The organism is Sphingobacterium lumbrici (assembly GCF_006476045.1).
Taxonomy (GTDB): domain Bacteria; phylum Bacteroidota; class Bacteroidia; order Sphingobacteriales; family Sphingobacteriaceae; genus Sphingobacterium; species Sphingobacterium lumbrici.
In genome coordinates this window covers 431,666-449,132 of sequence record NZ_SRZY01000023.1, presented here as the reverse complement: position 1 = coordinate 449,132, position 17,467 = coordinate 431,666, and the positions used below count along the sequence as shown (strand labels likewise).

Here is a 17,467-nt window from a genome sequence, read left to right as displayed (position 1 = left end):
AAAGTCAAATTTATCTAAGTTTGGAAACTTACTGGCTTGGCCGGTTATTAAATTACCTATATGATCTTATCAGACAAACGAATATTAGAAGAAATAGAAAAGGGAACGATTGTTATTGAACCATTTGATCGGAAGGGGTTAGGTACAAATTCCTATGATGTACATCTGGGAAAGTATCTAGCAACGTATAGCGATCGTGTTTTGGATGCTAAAAAACACAATGAAATCGATCATTTTGAAATTCCTGAAGAAGGTTTTGTGTTGCAGCCAAATACGTTATATTTAGGCGTAACATTAGAATATACTGAAACCCATGCACATGTTCCATTTCTAGAAGGAAAGTCGAGTACGGGTCGATTAGGTATTGATATTCATGCTACTGCAGGTAAGGGTGATGTGGGCTTTTGTAATACCTGGACGCTGGAAATTTCGGTCGCACAACCCGTACGCATATATGCAGGTATGCCTGTCGGTCAATTGATTTATTTTGCTGTAGAAGGAGAGATCGAAACCCTATATAATACGAAGGGCAATGCGAAGTATAATAGTAAAACTGTGCGTCCGGTAGAAAGTATGATGTGGAAGAACTCGTTTTAAAGAAGATAGATGAAATAAGGATAAAAGGAACAAAGAAAGTTTTTCAGTACTTTAACCTTGTTCCTTCTGTCCTTGTCCAATATTAACCTCCAAATTCCATGAGATAGGATTTCAGGAACTCATTCAGATCTCCGTCCAGCACACCCTGCGTATTGGATGTTTCGGTTCCGGTTCGCAAATCTTTGATTAATTTATACGGATGCAATACATAATTACGTATCTGCGATCCCCATTCGATTTTCTTTTTAGATCCTTCGATTACTGCACTTGCTTCCTCCCGTTTGCGCATTTCAATTTCGTACAGTTGGGATTTCAACAGGCGTAGCGCATTCTCTTTGTTCTGAAGCTGCGAACGCGATTCCTGATTTTTGATGATAATACCCGTAGGCTTATGATGAAGACGTACTGCTGTCTCCACTTTATTTACATTTTGCCCTCCGGCGCCCCCGGCACGAAATGTATCCCATTCGATTTCAGAATCTTTTATATCGATCTCTATATTATCATCCACCAACGGATAAACGTATACCGACGCAAAAGAAGTATGTCTTTTGGCATTTGAATCAAAAGGGGAGATCCGTACAAGACGGTGAACTCCATTTTCACCTTTTAGATAACCATAGGCAAAATTTCCGGATAACTGTAAGGTTACGGACTTTATCCCGGCTACATCACCTTCTTGATGATCCTGTTCCGTTACTTTACAGCCATGTTTTTCTCCCCACATGATGTACATACGCATCAGCATCGCTGCCCAATCACAGCTCTCTGTACCTCCTGCGCCAGCTGTAATTTGTAAGATTGCATCCAATTGATCTTCCTCAGCGCTGAGCATGTTTTTAAATTCGAGTTCTTCGACATGGGTCAGCGCGATCTTGTATTGCTCTTCAAGCTCTTTCTCTGTGGCATCACCAGTTTGGTAAAACTCGTACAGTACGTAAGCATCTTCTACGGCAGAGGAGACCTCATCGTATTGATCGGTCCATACCTTTGTAATCTGAATGGATTTTAAAATGATCTCTGCAGCTTTAGAGTCGTTCCAAAAGTCGGACTGTAGGGTGATAGCGGTTTGTTCTTCTATCTCTGCTTTTTTTGCATCTATGTCAAAGATGCCTCCTCAGGGCCGTTACTCTGTCCCTCAAGTCTTGAATGTGTTCTTTCGTCATAAAACAAAAGTAAACAGTAAAAAGGAGAAACAGGCATAAACCTGTTCAATTGTGTAATAAACTTAGATAAATTTGCTTTTATATGTTTCCGCCTAGAATTGTTATCTTTGGATTAAACACAAATTTAAATATGTTTCCATCCATAAATTTTACCGAAACCCCTGCCTATCAGTATCTGGCAGACCATTATATTGCCATCAACGAGAAATCGATATCTCAACTTTTTCAAGAAGATCCACAGCGGTTTGAAAACTTCTCTGTGCAGTTAAACGACATTCTGTTGGATTATTCCAAGAATAGAATCAATACCGAAACATTTGCATTACTTATCCAATTAGCGCGCGAATGTCAATTGGAAAAAGCAATCCATGCGATGTTTTCAGGGGAAAAAATAAATGTTACGGAAGGACGCGAGGTATTACATACCGCTTTGCGTAATCAATCGGGTAATCCGATCATTGTCGATGGTGAAGATGTGATGCCAAAGGTAAAAGCAGTGAAAGAGCAGATGAAAGCCTTTTGCCAACAGATACATTCGGGTACGTGGAAAGGTTATACCGGAAAAGCGATTACAGATGTCGTTAATATCGGTATTGGCGGTTCAGATTTAGGCCCTGTAATGGTTACCGAAGCATTAAAAGCCTATAAAACACATCTCCACGTGCACTTTGTTTCCAATGTGGACGGAACACATATCGCCGAAACATTGAAAGGTCTTAACCCGGAAACAACCTTATTCTTAGTCGCCTCGAAGACATTTACCACGCAAGAAACCATGGCAAATGCACAATCGGCAAAAGATTGGTTTTTGAAATCCGGAGCGGTAGAAGCCGACGTAGCCAAGCATTTTGCCGCGTTGAGCACAAATGAAAAAGGTGTTTCGGCATTCGGTATCGATCCAAAGAATATGTTTGAGTTTTGGGATTGGGTAGGAGGTCGCTATTCCCTGTGGTCTGCCATCGGTCTTTCTATTGCGCTTTCCATCGGATTTGACAACTTTGAAGAAGTATTGCAAGGTGCTTACGAAGCAGATGTACATTTTCAAGAAGCCATTTTTGAAGAAAACATACCAGTAATATTAGCAATGCTCGGGATATGGTATAATAATTTCTTTGGGGCCGAAAGTCACGCCATATTGCCGTATGATCAATATTTACATCGTTTTGCGGCTTACTTCCAACAAGGAGATATGGAAAGTAACGGTAAATATATAGACCGAAATGGCAATCGTGTCGATTATGAAACAGGACCTGTTATTTGGGGAGAGCCGGGTACCAATGGCCAACATGCGTTCTATCAGTTAATTCACCAGGGAACCAAATTGATCCCTTGTGATTTCATTGCACCTGCCATTTCGCACAATCCGATCGGCAATCATCACCAGTTGTTATTGTCCAACTTTTTTGCACAGACCGAAGCATTGATGAATGGCAAAAATGAAGAGGAAGTGGTCGCTGAACTCCAGCAAGCGGGTAAAACGGAACCTGAAATTGAAAAGTTAAAAAACTATAAAGTTTTTGAGGGCAATCGTCCAAGTAATTCTTTTCTGATCAAGAAAATTACACCCAGAAGTCTTGGAACACTGATTGCATTTTATGAACATAAGATCTTTGTGCAGGGTATCATCTGGAATATCTTCAGTTTCGATCAATGGGGCGTGGAATTGGGCAAGCAATTGGCCAATAAAATATTGCCCGAATTGGATGATGATGCTGTGGTTTCAAGTCACGATAGCTCTACCAATGGATTGATCAATCAATATAAAAATTGGCGAGCCGATTAGTACTATTGTGAAGTCGCGCCGAAGTAAAGCCCTTACACTACAAACAAAAAAAACCTTCAACTTATTATGTTGAAGGTTTTTTATTTAAGCATGCTATAGCGTTATTTGCTAAGATTTTCCAATGGAATAAAGTCTGACATCACCTTCAAACTTTCATCGAGTACGAAGTCGAATTCTGTTTTAGGTTGAGGTTCTCCTTCTTTCCAAAGTGGAAGTCCCCGTAATTCCAAAACTTTGTTGATACGTGCCCTGTTTTTGGCGATGCTATTATCGCGTTCCTTTTTAAGCTTTGTTTCGTTTAAGCTAATCTGCGGTACCGATTCACTTTTGTTGAACTCTTCAATATCCTCCAACAAGAATTTGTATTCCGGTGATTTTGCCATTCGTGTCTGATGAGAAACATTCAGTTTTTGAATCGTTGTGGTAAGATTACCTATTTTAGCATAGGTCGTCGTCTTGATTTGATCCCAAGGCAAAGCCGATGGTTCTGAGCTTTCGCCAAATTTCTCCGCCGAATACTGTGTCGGAAAAATAACATCAGCATCTACACCTTTATGTTGCGTACTGCTACCATTTACACGGTAAAATTTACCCATCGTGATGTTGATCTGTCCGAACTCAGGTGCGCCATTAGGGGTGTCGGGGTCGCCTCCTGCAGCCTTCAATAATAATTTGTTGGTTGGGCTGATAAACCGTGCCATTTCAATAGCCGATTGTACAGTTCCTTTACCATAAGTCGTAGAACCTAATATAATGCCCCGGCCATAGTCTTGAATTGCGCCAGCGAAAATTTCAGATGCTGATGCAGAGAATCTGTTGATAATTACACCAAATGGTCCACTCCATTTTACACCGCTCTCGTTGTCACTTTCTACTTCAACACGGTTGCGGACATCGCGTACCTGCACAACAGGACCTTTGTCAATGAACAATCCTGTAAGTTCAATGGCTTCCTGTAGCGATCCTCCACCGTTATTACGTAAATCCAATACAACTGCATCGACCTTCTCATTATTGAGGCTATCCAAAATTAATTTTACATCACGGGTAGTACTCTTATAGTCTGGGTCACGTTTGCGGTAAGCGTCAAAATCAATATAGAATTTAGGCAAGGTAATAACTCCTACCTTATATGATTTTCCGTCTTCACCTTGGACAGTTTTAATCGATTTTTTGGCAGATTCTTCCGCGATAACGATTTTTTCACGTGTTAACGAAACAGTTTTTGGTTGTGCAGTCAATTCTTGACCCGCAGGAAGTATTTTCAAACGAACAATTGTTCCCTTAGGGCCTTTTATCTTTGCTACCGCAGCATCTAAGCGCCATCCTATGATGTCTTCAAATTCACCATTTCCTTGTGCTACACCGATAATACGATCGTCCATTTGTAGGGTCTTGTCTTTAAAAGCAGGACCTCCGGCAATTACTTCTTTAATCGTAACCATTTCGTTTTCCATTTGAAGACGTGCCCCGATACCTTCTAATGTATTGGACATCCCTTCGTTAAATGCTTGGGCAAACGAAGGGTTATAGTACGTTGTATGTGGATCTACAGCATCCGTTAACGAAGTCATGATCAATTGAAAAGCATCGTTGGAATTTGTTTTTTTTGCTTGAGAGATTAAGTTGTTGTAGCGTTTACGCAACGTCTCTTTATGCTTTTCTTCGTCAGCTCCCTTGTCTGTACTGGTCAGACGAAGATTTAGTAAGTCATATTTCACGCGCTTGCGCCATTGATCTTTCAGTTCCTCTTCCGATTTAAACCAGCCCAGTTTCTCTCTAAAGTTCGAGTAATTCTCATCAACCGTAAAATCGTGGGGTGCATCAATCTGTGTCAACGCATATTCCATGCACTGTAAATAACGCTGTGAGTAAATATTGAAAATATGAAAGGATGCGGATAGATCACCTTGACGGAAATCCTGACTGATTGTATTTTTATATTGTTGGATACCATCAATATCCGATTGGATAAGATAAGTTTTGCCTTGATCTACGGACTTTATTAAATTGTTGAAAACAATGGCAGATAAAGAGTCGCTCATAGGTACCTTCTTATAGCTGTGATTTTCGAGTAGCATGGCAACTTCTTTTGCTATGACCTCATGTTGCACCGTGGGGGCTAAGTTTATACCTCCCTCTTCGAGCTGTACACGTGGCTTAGAACCACATGCTACAACAGAGATTAAGGCTAAACAAAAAACTAAATTTTTAAACATATTTAACGTTGTATTAGATATCATTCTTCAATAACTACTTTCAAAATTCTCTCTAAAATCTTGAAAGGGCTAAATTTAGTTAAAAAAATGTCAAGCTTATATCTGCTTAACGTAATAAATTACCAAAAGGGGTCGATTATTTTTGTAACTTCCGTGGTACACTAACTTGGAGTAAAGTCAAAAAAGCTCGGCTCTCAATGTCCAATAATGTTCCAGATTTTCTTCGGCATCATCTATATTGTGTTGAATCATGTTGATACGGCCTAGTTTTTCGATGATAGCGAGCTGTAGCAGCTTGTTATTTTCCTTGCGGGCTAGGTCATTCGCTTTGTTCAACTCTTTTTTTGCGACACTATAATTCTTTTGGATGAATTTGGACGAAGCCAACATATACTCGATCTCCGCGAGTTTATTCGGGAAATTTTTTGTTTCAGCCAGATCGCGTGCCTGTATTAAAAACCATTGCGCTTCAGTATGCTTGTTTTGCATCTGATAGATGTTGGCTAATTCCTGCCAAGCCAGTATTTTTCCTTCGTAGTGTTTGCTTTTATTGAACAGCGGAATGGCTTTTCGGATAATAGTGTTTTCAGCAGATTTAAAATCCCTATCCTGCGCCTGGATTTTTGCGATTTTTACCAGGGACTCAGCCTGTTCCACTATGCTTTTATCTTTGACAGCCTGTTGATAATATGCTTCTTCATAATTACCAGCTTCTATAAGCTGTTTAGAATAAATCAATAATGAGGAAAGGTTGGATTGAATAATTCCACGGTCATGCGTGTTCTGATGTTTATTTACCTGTTGTAGCGCATTTTTCAATAGGCTGATAGCCCGGTTAATCTGTTCTATTGATAGCGATTGATTCGCATACGCGTTAAGTAATCCATACGCTATACCGTAGTTTTCTTGCTGTATGTTAGTTTCAATTACTGTGTTCCAAGTAAGTTCATCTTTTGGTAGTGGGTTGATGATTGTTTTTATCAAACCGTCATTATTGGTCGATTTAAAATCAGATACCAAGCGTTGGTAAACAATAGCCTGTTGTATACTGTCCTGAAAAGATAGAATTTCTGCATAAGTATCCCTGAGCATTTCTTCTTTTGTTCGGGGGGGAGGCAATACATATACTTCTGGCCCTATTCCATCGAATTCAGTATCGTATTTTGTAACAACTCCGGCCGGATCTAGCACAGTTTCTTTTTTTTGGGAAAAGGAGGTACCTGTCTGAAAAATAGATGCTAACGTAGATATAAGAGTGATGAAAAATGATCTTTGCATATAACGATTTTATCAAACTTAGCTAAAATGCTTTGCATTCACAAACCGAACATAATGAGCCTATTCATACATTGTCGGCATACACAAATGAATCACTTGCATCATAGTAACCTTATCATCTAAGTTTGAGGTTGGTAAAAAATCGCTTAAGTTTGTACATATGGTGACACGAATTCCGTTAGCAGAGCGATTACGGCCTAAGAATCTAAATGATTATGTAGGTCAGCAGCATATTGTAGGTGAAAATGCTGTTCTCCGTAACGCAATAATACAACAAAATATTCCTTCCATGATACTCTGGGGCCCTCCAGGAGTTGGGAAAACAAGCCTGGCTTTTTTGATTGCCAAAGAATTAGAACGACCTTTTTTCAGCTTGAGTGCCATTAAATCTGGGGTGAAGGATGTAAGAGAAGTCATCGATAAGGCCGAGCAGTTGATGAACTTTAATCAGGAGCAGCCTATCCTTTTTATCGATGAGATACATCGGTTTTCAAAATCCCAGCAAGATTCGCTATTGGGAGCCGTAGAAAAAGGGTTAGTCACGCTGATTGGTGCTACAACAGAGAACCCTTCTTTTGAAGTGATTTCAGCATTATTGTCTCGCTGTCAGGTTTATGTATTGGAAAATTTAAGTGAGGAGGATCTGATTTCGTTGATTCAGAAAGCCATTAAGGAAGATGAATTTTTGAAAAATGATATTATAGAGATTCAAGAATTTGATGCGTTGATTCGTATCTCAGGAGGTGATGCCCGACGTTTGTTAAACGTATTTGAGCTCGTCGTGAATGCAGCGGTTCCATACAATAAGACTATTACAAATGATTTTGTATTGCAACAAGTGCAACAAAATATGGCACGCTATGATAAAACAGGCGAACAGCATTACGATATCATTTCGGCATTTATCAAATCCATTCGTGGTTCCGATCCAAATGCAGCTGTATATTGGTTGGCACGTATGATAGAGGGTGGTGAAGATCCCTCTTTTATTGCGCGGCGGCTATTGATTTTGGCTTCAGAAGATATTGGCAATGCCAATCCCAATGCGCTACTGTTGGCCAATAGCTGTTTTCAGGCGGTCAATGTGATAGGTTGGCCAGAGTCTCGGATTGTTCTTGCGCAAACAGTTTCCTATCTGGCGAGTTCGATGAAGAGCAATGCTGCCTATGAAGCAATCAATAAAGCACAGGCATTGGTGAAGCAGACCGGCGACCTGTCTGTGCCTTTACACCTTCGGAATGCTCCAACCAAATTGATGAAGGAGTTAAAATATGGTGTCGAATATAAATATGCCCACGGTTTTACCGGTAATTTTGTTAATCAAGAGTATATGCCTGAGACTATAAGCAATACAAAACTGTATGATCCCGGGAAAAACAGTGCAGAAGAGAAGCTTCGGCAGTCGTTAAAAGAAAAATGGGGGAATAAGTACGGATATTAAGTGTGAAGATGTAAAGCCGTAGGATTGGCTTCACGAATAAACAACTTTACGACTTTACAGATATTCAATCTCAAATTGTTAACTTTGTTCAGTATGGAAACATTTACCGCGATAGATTTTGAATTAGCGACTTCCGATTATGTGAGTGTATGTTCAGTGGGGATCGTAAATGTAGTAGGGGGAAAGATCATAAATGAATTTTACAGTTTAGTACGTCCCCCACAGAACAAATACATGTGGCAAACTACTCGCGTTCATGGTATTAAAGCAAAGGACACTTCGAATGCATTGACCTTCATAGAATTATTTCCGCAGTTAGAACCTTTGTTATTGGGCCAAAAGATGGTTGCGCATAATGAACTTTTTGACCGATCGGTACTACAGCGAACGATGAAATTTTATGGCTTGAATTACAAATCCTTAGATCTACCGGAAAAATGGGATTGCACCAGCAATATTTATAGATCAAAAGGGTTCTTAAAAACAAAATTAAGCATGTGTTGCCAAGTGATGGGCATTCCATTAGACCATCATGATGCGTTATCCGATGCACGTGCAAGCGCGCTGTTATATCTACATCAGGATAGAGCGGCTGATTCTTTAATTATTTAGATATCTACGAAAATAAAATATATGGCATCTGTTGTTAATGTAATATTGTCTGGAGGTGTGGGATCGCGTCTATGGCCTTTGTCTCGTAAGTCAAAGCCCAAGCAATATATTCCCTTGTTTGAAGGACGGTCCCTGTTTGAACTGACAGTAGCCCGAAATCAGGCAGTCACAGATAAGACTGTCATGGTAGGAGGAATCAAAAATGTTGACCTAGCTAGGGAATTCCTTACCACAGCCAACAGTCAAACAATAGTCGAGGCAGCACCTCGCAACACCGCTGCCGCGATTGCTTTTGCCGCAATGGCATGCGATCCGGATGATATCCTAATCGTTACACCGTCGGATCATTTGATCGAAAATCAGGAAGAATATGAAAATATTATGCGTGAAGGGATAAAATATGCTGAAGAAGGGTTTTTAGTGACCTTCGGTATTCAGCCTACACGTCCGGAGACCGGATACGGTTACATCGAATACCAAGGGAATGACGTGCGTTCATTCCGGGAAAAACCCAATGAAGATACAGCAAAGGAATTTTTGAAAAAAGGAAACTTCTTATGGAATTCCGGGATATTTTGCTTTAAGGCATCCATTTACCTCGAAGAATTATTCCGTTTTGAACCTAAAGTTTTCCGGGCATCTAAAGAAGTATATGAGTCCGCACAGGATGGTGTATTTTCAGCTGATCTTTCGGCTAAGATACCATCAAAAAGTATTGATTATGCTGTAATGGAGCGTAGTGAACGTATAAAGGTCATTCCTTCTAACTTTATTTGGTCTGATATGGGGTCTTACGACTCGTTGTACGATTACCTCAAAGTAAAAGGGCATCAAGTCGATGGTAGTGGAAATATGGTCATTGGTACCGAAAAATACGTTTCGTTCTTAGGTGTAGAGAATACCATTCTTGTCTATACCGAAGATGCCATATTAGTTGTGCATAAACGTTCGTCACAAGATGTAAAACACTTGTATGAAGAATTGGAACACCATAATTCGCCGTTACTGTAAAGTCTAGAAGGTAATAAAGTGATAAAATAAATGTTTTCAGAAAAAAGAAAGGTTTTCAAACGGGGAGAATGAAAACCTTTACTAACCAATTATAAACCTAAATTATGATGATACAAATGTAGGGCACTTTTTTTATATAATCAAAATAAAACGTTATAGCAAACATGTATTTAACGTTTTTTAACGGTTTTTTAGCCCGTGTCACAGAATCGTGGCTTTAAAAGAAAAATAAGCAGCTCTAGTACTTACTAGATGATTAAATTGCACGAATCGTCGCACGACACCGATATACATTCACTCTCTTATGTTCACTTATTGAAGCATCTTCAATCTGTAGGTACAGGACTTAATTTCACAGAGGCAGATTATGTTTATCTGATAGACCCTTGGTGGAATCCTGCTATTGAGAATCAGGTTGTCGACCGCAGTTATCGGATGGACAAAGAATGTAATTGTTGTACGGCTGATTTGTCCCGACACGATCGAAGAAAAAGTTGGATATCTTCAACAACGGAAAAGCAAGCTCGCTCAAGATCTGGCAAAAGCAGACACGTTGAGGTTGAGTAATTTATCTAAAAATGATTCGCTTGAATTGTTGAGGCAATGTGTTGATGGCGACACTTGATGTTAAAAAAATGTTAAAATAACACGGTCATTGTAACAAATTGCGGCAAACTTATGTTATTTGTAATAGGTTAATAATTGGTTTGAAAGATCTTGTCGCTCCCCGCTTCAGGATCTTTCTTTTTGTTTCATTTCGAGGCCTCATAATCCTTATTCAACCTATCCATACGCCGTTGTATTGCTACGTCAGTACGATGCCCTTTCAGTTTATCCAAGGCTTGCTTTTCTGCATCAATATTCGTGTCTGATTCGTAATTATTAATGATTTTTTGACTTAATATTGCGTTATCATATGTATCCCGCCCGCTCATTAGCTTTACAAACACAGGTAGACATTCAAAAAATATAAAAAGAAGAGTAATGAAAATGACGGCATATTCAGTGGATTTATTTATCGTGCCATCCGGATTTTTATGAAGATTGCTCAAAGCAGCGTTTCGGTCAGCAAATCCAGCAATATTTATTACGCTATCCAATCCATTGTCCGACAATATCTTTTGATCCATCAGACCTTCATGTGTTTTTCTATCCAATAATTGAGACTCCTTAGTTTGGATGCGCGAACGTAAGGTGTCCAAATAAATTTCTTGTTTTTTTAAATTTTCTTCCTTCATCTTTGCATAAGGTCCATAGCCCAATACACCGGATGTTTCTTCTGTCTTCGTTCCGAAGATTTCGTGATTTAGCTGTTGCCGTGAAGTTTTAATAGTACTTTCTAACGAATCGGCCTGTTTTTTTAAAGCGGCAAGCTGGCTATATTCTACCAGATATTTATTTTCAAATGTGCTATTCAATGTATCAATAGTGGCGCGCTGTTGTTTGAGGTATTCCACCCGGAGATGCTCTTTGATTTCTTTTTCAAAAATCTTTAGTTCAAGTGGCCGTGAGATCACTAATCCGATAATTATGGCCAATATAATACGTGGTAGAGCCTGTAAAAATTGTTTGCCGCTAGACTTTGTTTTGTCGATGCTCAATACGATGTATCTGTCAAGATTGAAAATGGCTAATCCCCAAATCAAACCAAATAAGAGAGCATAAAATAGTGCATTGGGACTTCCGCTGAACACAAAATACAAGGCGTATCCGCCGGCAATACTTGCGAAAAGACCCGTAAAAAAAATTGTAGCACCTATGCTTACATATTTGCTTCCTTCTTCAGGAAAATGTACTAGTGTTTTTTCGTGGACACCGGCGCACCACCAAAAGAATTGTTTTATTGAGCTCATTTTAAAAAAATTACTATTTGACGCTTTTTGCGCATAAAAGTAACAATAATACCACGATAAATTTTAAAAATATGTTGATGCAAAAGGATTGCTCAAATAATCCTTACCTTTGCAATAAATTTTAGTAGTGCAAACAAATAATAAATCCGAAATGAATAAAAAAAGTTTCTTGCCTTTTATGGTAATCGCTTCAATATTTGTTGGTTGTAACAATGAAGAAAAGCAAAAGCAATCAGACAATCCTTTATTGATTGATAATGAGACACCTTTTAATGTTCCAGCGTTTGACCAGATTAAAGATGAGCATTTTAGACCCGCTTTTGAGGAAGCTTTACAGCAGCATAATTTGGAAATAGAAGAAATCGTTAGTAACGAAGAGGAAGCAGGTTTTGCCAATACCATTTTGGCGTTGGAAAATGCAGGGTCGCTACTTAACAAGGTTTCTACTGTTTTTTCAAACCTAAACCAAGCTAACACAAATGATACCATTCAAGCTATTGCTAAAGATTTGGCACCTGTGTTTGCTGCACATAGTGATGAAATCAATCTTAATCCGAAGCTTTTTGCACGTGTAAAAGAAGTTTATAGTAAAAGGGAAAGCTTAGGTGTGGATGCCGAAGATATTAAATTGTTGGAAGAGACGTATAAGCGTTTTGTCCGTTCGGGGGCAAATTTATCAGACACAGATAAGGAAAAGTTAAAAAAGATCAACGCTAAGCTTTCGGTTTTGACGATTCAATTTGGTCAAAACTTATTGGCCGAAACCAACGAATATGAGTTGGTCGTGGATAAAAAGGAAGATTTAGCGGGTTTACCTGAGGGATTAATCTCGGCAGCAGCAGATGTTGCCAAAGCAAAGGGCAAAGAAGGGAAATGGGTGTTCACGCTCTCTAATCCTTCCGTTATGCCGTTTTTGCAGTATGCGGATAACCGTAATTTACGTAAACAAATCTGGGAAGCCTACCAGTTGCGTGGTAACAATGGAAATGCGAATGATAATAAAAAAGCATTGGTTGAAATTGCGAACCTGCGGTTGGAAAAAGCAAAATTACTAGGATATCCATCGCATGCGGCTTACGTATTGGAAGAATCAATGGCATCAGATCCAAAAAATGTATATGAGTTACTAAACAAATTGTGGACTCCTGCGTTGACGAAGGCCAAGATCGAAGCTGAAGATATTCAAAAGGAAATCTACGCCACCAAAGATACGTTCAAGGTTGCTCCTTACGATTGGAGGTATTATGCTGAAAAAATCAGGGTTAAGCGTTTTGCATTGAATGAAGCCGAAATCAAGCCGTATTTTAGCCTTTCAGCAGTACGCGAAGGCGCATTTGCAACTGCCAGCAAGTTATGGGGCTTATCGTTCGTTGCATTGAACAATGTACCGGTCTATCATCCGGAGGTCGAAGTCTACGAAGTAAAAGATAAAGACGGATCACACCTTGGGCTTCTATTTGCGGATTTTTTTCCACGCGAATCAAAACGGGGAGGTGCTTGGATGACTTCTTATCGCAAGCAGTATAAAGAAGAAGGACAGCGTGTAGCACCCGTAATTTCTATAGTGTGTAATTTTACAAAACCAGTGGGAGACCAACCGGCACTATTAACATTTGATGAGGCAAGTACGTTATTTCACGAATTTGGCCATGCGTTACATGGTTTATTGTCCAATGTTAAATATAAGTCGCTTTCTGGAACATCGGTGCCGCGTGACTTTGTAGAATTGCCTTCACAAATCATGGAAAATTGGGCTGCTGATGCGGAAGTACTAAAAACGTATGCAAAGCATTATCAAACAGGTGAAGCCATCCCAGATTCATTGATCGCGAAAATGGACAAAGCTGGTACGTTTGATCAAGGATTCGCAACAGTAGAGTATTTGTCTGCTTCCCTGTTGGATATGAACTATCACGCTACTACCAGCCCGATCACTACGGAAGTAAATGCTTTTGAAAAAGATGCAATGGCAAAAATTGGCTTAATAGATGCAATTATTCCACGTTATAGAAGTTCTTATTTTCAGCACATTTTCTCAGGGGGATACTCTGCAGGCTACTATAGTTATATTTGGTCTGAAGTACTGGATTCTGATGCATTTGCAGCGTTCAAGGAAAAAGGGTTATACGATCAAGGCACTGCAGCCTCGTTCCGTAAAAGTATTTTGGAAAGAGGGGGAACAGGTAATCCTGCAGAGATGTACCGCACGTTCCGTGGGGCAGACCCAGACCCGATTCACTTGATGAAGAAAAGAGGATTGAACTAAAAGCATTGTTCGAAAAATGGAAAGCGCCTGACCATCTTTAAAAAGGATGGTCAGGCGCTTTTTTGTTTAATAAAAATTTGGATATTAAGTAATCTTATTTATATTTGATCTAAATAAGATTAAAGTATGTGTCAGTCCATTATATTAAGTGCTAAAGGAAATACAACAATAAGTTATTGTAGTCAATGTCAAAGTCATTATATATGGCAGAATTCTTTCCTGCTGACTTTTAATGCCAATCAGTATACTAGTTTCTTAGGTGAGATAAGAAGTAAAATAGGGTCGGAAGAATTTGTCAGATTTCCAGATGGAGACTCTAGGTTACTGCTCACTACCCCGGTATATGAAATTTTATTTACGTTCACAGAAGACGAATGGGCTGATTTCACAGGATCACTAAATGAGGCCTATTATATGCGTGAAATTTATCAATTGATAAATTAACAATATTAAGTCCTAGCTGCTTGTGCGTTTTCCCAATGCGACGAGCCGGTTAGGCACTATTTTCTAGTTTGTTGTATCTCTTCTCAATGACAATTCCCTCAATGGATTTCCCTGCGAGGGATTGTTTTTTTGTTTAAATACCAATCGAATTGAACTGTAGGTCATACAGTTTTTTGTAGTGCCCGTCTAGGGTAAGAAGTTCCTGATGCGATCCCATTTCCTTAATTTCTCCTTTATCGAGTACGATAATTTTATCTGCTTTTTGAATGGTAGATAACCGATGGGCGATAACAATTGCCGTTCTTCCTTCCATTAAATTATCAATCGCAGACTGAATGAGTTGTTCGGTCTCCGTATCAATAGAAGAGGTCGCTTCATCGAGAATTAATATTTTCGGATCATGCACTAGCGCACGGATGAAGGATACCAGTTGGGCTTGTCCGGCAGAAAGCGTCGCTCCGCGCTCTTGCACTTCATAGTTGAAATCATTTGGAAGGCGCATAATAAAATCATGTGCTCCAACTTTTTTTGCCGCATCTATAACATCTGTTTTTTGAATGGCAGGGTCACGTAATGTAATATTATTCAACACCGTATCCGAGAATAGAAATACATCTTGCAGTACCGTAGCAATAGTTTTGCGCAAAAAGTTTAAATCGTATCTGCGGATATCTACACCATCCAAAAGGATTTCCCCTTTTTGAATTTCATAAGAACGGCTTAAAATATTTATGGTTGAGGATTTGCCTGCTCCCGTGGCACCGACAAGTGCTAAGGTCTCTCCGGCGCGTACTTTAAAGTTTACATCTTTTAATATCCATGTTTCATCGTTGTACGCAAACCACACATTTTTAAATTCAATCTCACCACGGATCTGTTCGGATTTGTACGTTCCTTCATTGGGAGTAGATTCATCGGTGTCTAATACTTCAAATATCCGCTCTGCAGAGACCATTCCCATTTGAAGTGTATTAAACTTATCAATAAGCTCACGGATGGGTCTAAAAATCATATTGATGTACATCAGAAAGGCAACTACGACTCCTGGCGATATAACATCGCCCAAGATTTGTTTCGATCCGTACCATACCAATAGACCTGTTGCGATTGCTATGATAATCTCTAAAACCGGGAAAAATATCGAAAAGTACCAATTGGCACGAATATGCGCATTTCGATGCTCCTTGTTGATGGCCTTGAATTTTCGGATCTCTTGCTCTTCTCTCGCAAAATATTGAATGATACCCATTCCCGAAATATGTTCTTGCAGAAATGTGTTGAGGTTCGAGACCCAAAGCCTTACAGATTGAAAAGCCGATTTCATAGCTTCCTTGAAGACGTACGTTGCCGCGATCATCAGTGGCATAGGGATCAGTACAATTAAAGTAAGACACCAGTCGGTATAAAACATGACGCCCAGAATGACAACCAATTGTAGCAAGTCGCCTATAATCTGGATTAACCCTTCGGAAAAAATATTGGATATAGTTTCTAGATCGGAAATTGTACGCGTAATCAATCTCCCTATAGGTGTATTGTCAAAATATTTTAATCGGAGGTTGGTAATGTGATTAAATACCTGAATCCGAATGTCACGAATGACCGATTGGCCTAACGTATTGGTCATTAATGTATGAAAATAACGTATAACGGTCTGTGCGATGAGCAAAAGCATCATGACGATCAGCATCGTGGTCAAACCGGTATAGTTGGCCGACAAAATATAACGATCCAACGTATGTTCTATCAGGAGAGGAAGAGCCGGGGCAACCGCAGCCAATAATATGGTCAATATAACGGATACCCAAAATATACTGCGATACGGCTGCATGTATTTCGTTAACCGACTTATCAATCTGCCGTCGTACGTTTTTCCTACTATCTTTTTTCCTTTCAATGTTATTCTTTAATTGGGTCAATATAAGGATATTTTACCTTAGTAAGGTACAATCCATGTGCTGGAACTGAGGTGCCGGCTTTTGAACGGTCTTGACTGGCGAGTACCTCGTCGATATAAGATATGGGTTTCCCTTTGGCACCGACTTCTAGCAATGTTCCGACAATAGCACGTACCATATTGCGCAAAAATCGGTCTGCTGTAATATGGAAAACTAATTTTTCCGCTACCTCTACCCATTTGGCTTCTGTTATCGTACAGATATTTGTGAATACCTGCGTGTTCGATTTGCTAAAACAGCCAAAATCCTTTTTTCCCAATAACAGCTTAGCCGCCTCATTCATGCGTGGTACATCCAATCGGTCTCGGAACTGCCATGATTTATTGACTAAAAAAGGATCTTTTGTAAAATGAATATGATATTCATACGACCGTTCGGTTGCATCGAAGCGAGCATGTGATGATGCCTCTACCTCCAAAAGGCGTATTACGGAAATATCGAACGGGAGTAGGGCATTCAGTGAATGCACGAATCGGTCGGGACTATTTATAAGTAATATGTTATCACTGTCAAAGTGGACATAGAGTTGCTTCGCATGTACGCCGGTGTCGGTCCGTCCCGCACCAAGAGTTTCCACTTCGGTACGTAATAAAGTCTGTAAAGCAAGGTTTAGTTTTTCCTGTACTGATACGGCATTAGGCTGTATTTGCCAGCCATGATATGCTGTACCGTCGTAAGCAATTTCTAAAAAAAAGCGTTTTGTACCTTTCACTGGGCAAAGGTACATAAATTAGTAATGCACTAAAATGGCCGTAAACCTAAAAGTTCTAAAACACGAAAAATGACGATGAGCGTATGATTTAGAATATCGAGGTTGAAGTGATGATAAACTAAATCGT

The 17,467-nt window shown here is 39.5% G+C and carries 14 protein-coding genes; 8 read left to right on the top strand and 6 right to left on the bottom strand.

Annotation, left to right across the window (positions count from 1 at the left end; genetic code table 11):
- Positions 1–60: 60 nt before the first annotated feature.
- Positions 61–597 (top strand): dCTP deaminase, encoded by a 537-nt coding sequence (gene dcd, locus E4F24_RS07335; protein ID WP_140938033.1) that lies wholly within the window; start codon positions 61–63, stop codon positions 595–597.
- 82 nt (positions 598–679) lie between these two features.
- Here dcd and prfB read toward each other — a convergent pair.
- Positions 680–1,763 (bottom strand): peptide chain release factor 2 gene (prfB, locus tag E4F24_RS07330; protein ID WP_140938032.1). Its coding sequence is split into 2 segments (ribosomal slippage): positions 680–1,702 and positions 1,704–1,763, totalling 1,083 coding nucleotides; the frame shifts between segments, so codons are not numbered across the junction.
- 130 nt (positions 1,764–1,893) lie between these two features.
- Here prfB and pgi point away from each other — a divergent pair.
- On the top strand, positions 1,894–3,546 hold the full coding sequence (pgi, locus tag E4F24_RS07325) for a glucose-6-phosphate isomerase (RefSeq protein WP_140938031.1): 1,653 nt from the start codon (positions 1,894–1,896) through the stop codon (positions 3,544–3,546).
- 101 nt (positions 3,547–3,647) lie between these two features.
- Here pgi and E4F24_RS07320 read toward each other — a convergent pair whose 3' ends face one another.
- Positions 3,648–5,765, bottom strand: a complete 2,118-nt coding sequence (locus E4F24_RS07320) for a carboxy terminal-processing peptidase (protein WP_140938030.1) — start codon at positions 5,763–5,765, stop codon at positions 3,648–3,650.
- Positions 5,766–5,942: 177 nt separating this feature from the next.
- The gene (locus E4F24_RS07315) at positions 5,943–7,043 is read right to left on the bottom strand and encodes a tetratricopeptide repeat protein (protein WP_140938029.1); all 1,101 of its coding nucleotides are present in this window, start codon (positions 7,041–7,043) and stop codon (positions 5,943–5,945) included.
- A 160-nt stretch (positions 7,044–7,203) separates the two neighbouring features.
- Between E4F24_RS07315 and E4F24_RS07310 the strand changes: the two genes are divergently transcribed.
- The 4 genes from E4F24_RS07310 (at position 7,204) to E4F24_RS07295 (ending at position 10,674) form a co-directional block, all read left to right on the top strand.
- Complete coding sequence (locus E4F24_RS07310) at positions 7,204–8,484, top strand: replication-associated recombination protein A (protein WP_140938028.1); 1,281 nt, start codon at positions 7,204–7,206, stop codon at positions 8,482–8,484.
- Between the two features lie 93 nt (positions 8,485–8,577).
- A complete protein-coding gene (locus E4F24_RS07305; RefSeq protein ID WP_140938027.1) occupies positions 8,578–9,096 on the top strand; it encodes an exonuclease domain-containing protein in 519 nt (172 codons plus the stop codon).
- 21 nt (positions 9,097–9,117) lie between these two features.
- A complete protein-coding gene (locus tag E4F24_RS07300) occupies positions 9,118–10,107 on the top strand; it encodes a mannose-1-phosphate guanylyltransferase (RefSeq protein WP_140938026.1) in 990 nt (329 codons plus the stop codon).
- Between the two features lie 252 nt (positions 10,108–10,359).
- Entirely contained in the window at positions 10,360–10,674 is a 315-nt protein-coding gene (locus tag E4F24_RS07295; RefSeq protein WP_181182402.1) for a helicase-related protein, read from the top strand.
- 185 nt (positions 10,675–10,859) lie between these two features.
- On the opposite strand, the gene E4F24_RS07290 is transcribed toward E4F24_RS07295, so the two are convergent.
- Complete coding sequence (locus E4F24_RS07290; protein WP_140938025.1) at positions 10,860–11,960, bottom strand: DUF4407 domain-containing protein; 1,101 nt, start codon at positions 11,958–11,960, stop codon at positions 10,860–10,862.
- A gap of 151 nt (positions 11,961–12,111) precedes the next feature.
- On the opposite strand from E4F24_RS07290, the gene E4F24_RS07285 reads away from it, so the two are divergent.
- Both E4F24_RS07285 and E4F24_RS07280 read left to right on the top strand, forming a co-directional pair.
- Positions 12,112–14,226 (top strand): M3 family metallopeptidase, encoded by a 2,115-nt coding sequence (locus E4F24_RS07285; protein ID WP_140938024.1) that lies wholly within the window; start codon positions 12,112–12,114, stop codon positions 14,224–14,226.
- 126 nt (positions 14,227–14,352) lie between these two features.
- A complete protein-coding gene (locus E4F24_RS07280; protein ID WP_140938023.1) occupies positions 14,353–14,670 on the top strand; it encodes a hypothetical protein in 318 nt (105 codons plus the stop codon).
- A 133-nt stretch (positions 14,671–14,803) separates the two neighbouring features.
- Here the strand turns inward: E4F24_RS07280 and E4F24_RS07275 are convergent, their stop codons facing one another.
- Together E4F24_RS07275 and truA are read right to left on the bottom strand one after the other, a co-directional pair.
- Entirely contained in the window at positions 14,804–16,501 is a 1,698-nt protein-coding gene (locus E4F24_RS07275; RefSeq protein WP_394344456.1) for an ABC transporter ATP-binding protein, read from the bottom strand.
- Between the two features lie 68 nt (positions 16,502–16,569).
- The gene (truA, locus tag E4F24_RS07270; RefSeq protein WP_235891170.1) at positions 16,570–17,340 is read right to left on the bottom strand and encodes a tRNA pseudouridine(38-40) synthase TruA; all 771 of its coding nucleotides are present in this window, start codon (positions 17,338–17,340) and stop codon (positions 16,570–16,572) included.
- Between the last annotated feature and the right edge of the window lie 127 nt (positions 17,341–17,467).

Coding starts and splice junctions, on each gene's coding strand:
- E4F24_RS07290 (WP_140938025.1), bottom strand. CDS start 11,960: ATGAGCTCAATAAAACAATTCTTTTGGTGGTGCGCCGGTGTCCACGAA.
- E4F24_RS07305 (WP_140938027.1), top strand. CDS start 8,578: ATGGAAACATTTACCGCGATAGATTTTGAATTAGCGACTTCCGATTAT.
- E4F24_RS07295 (WP_181182402.1), top strand. CDS start 10,360: ATGATTAAATTGCACGAATCGTCGCACGACACCGATATACATTCACTC.
- E4F24_RS07275 (WP_394344456.1), bottom strand. CDS start 16,501: ATGCAGCCGTATCGCAGTATATTTTGGGTATCCGTTATATTGACCATA.
- E4F24_RS07300 (WP_140938026.1), top strand. CDS start 9,118: ATGGCATCTGTTGTTAATGTAATATTGTCTGGAGGTGTGGGATCGCGT.
- E4F24_RS07285 (WP_140938024.1), top strand. CDS start 12,112: ATGAATAAAAAAAGTTTCTTGCCTTTTATGGTAATCGCTTCAATATTT.
- E4F24_RS07320 (WP_140938030.1), bottom strand. CDS start 5,765: ATGTTTAAAAATTTAGTTTTTTGTTTAGCCTTAATCTCTGTTGTAGCA.
- dcd (WP_140938033.1), top strand. CDS start 61: ATGATCTTATCAGACAAACGAATATTAGAAGAAATAGAAAAGGGAACG.
- E4F24_RS07310 (WP_140938028.1), top strand. CDS start 7,204: ATGGTGACACGAATTCCGTTAGCAGAGCGATTACGGCCTAAGAATCTA.
- E4F24_RS07280 (WP_140938023.1), top strand. CDS start 14,353: ATGTGTCAGTCCATTATATTAAGTGCTAAAGGAAATACAACAATAAGT.
- E4F24_RS07315 (WP_140938029.1), bottom strand. CDS start 7,043: ATGCAAAGATCATTTTTCATCACTCTTATATCTACGTTAGCATCTATT.
- pgi (WP_140938031.1), top strand. CDS start 1,894: ATGTTTCCATCCATAAATTTTACCGAAACCCCTGCCTATCAGTATCTG.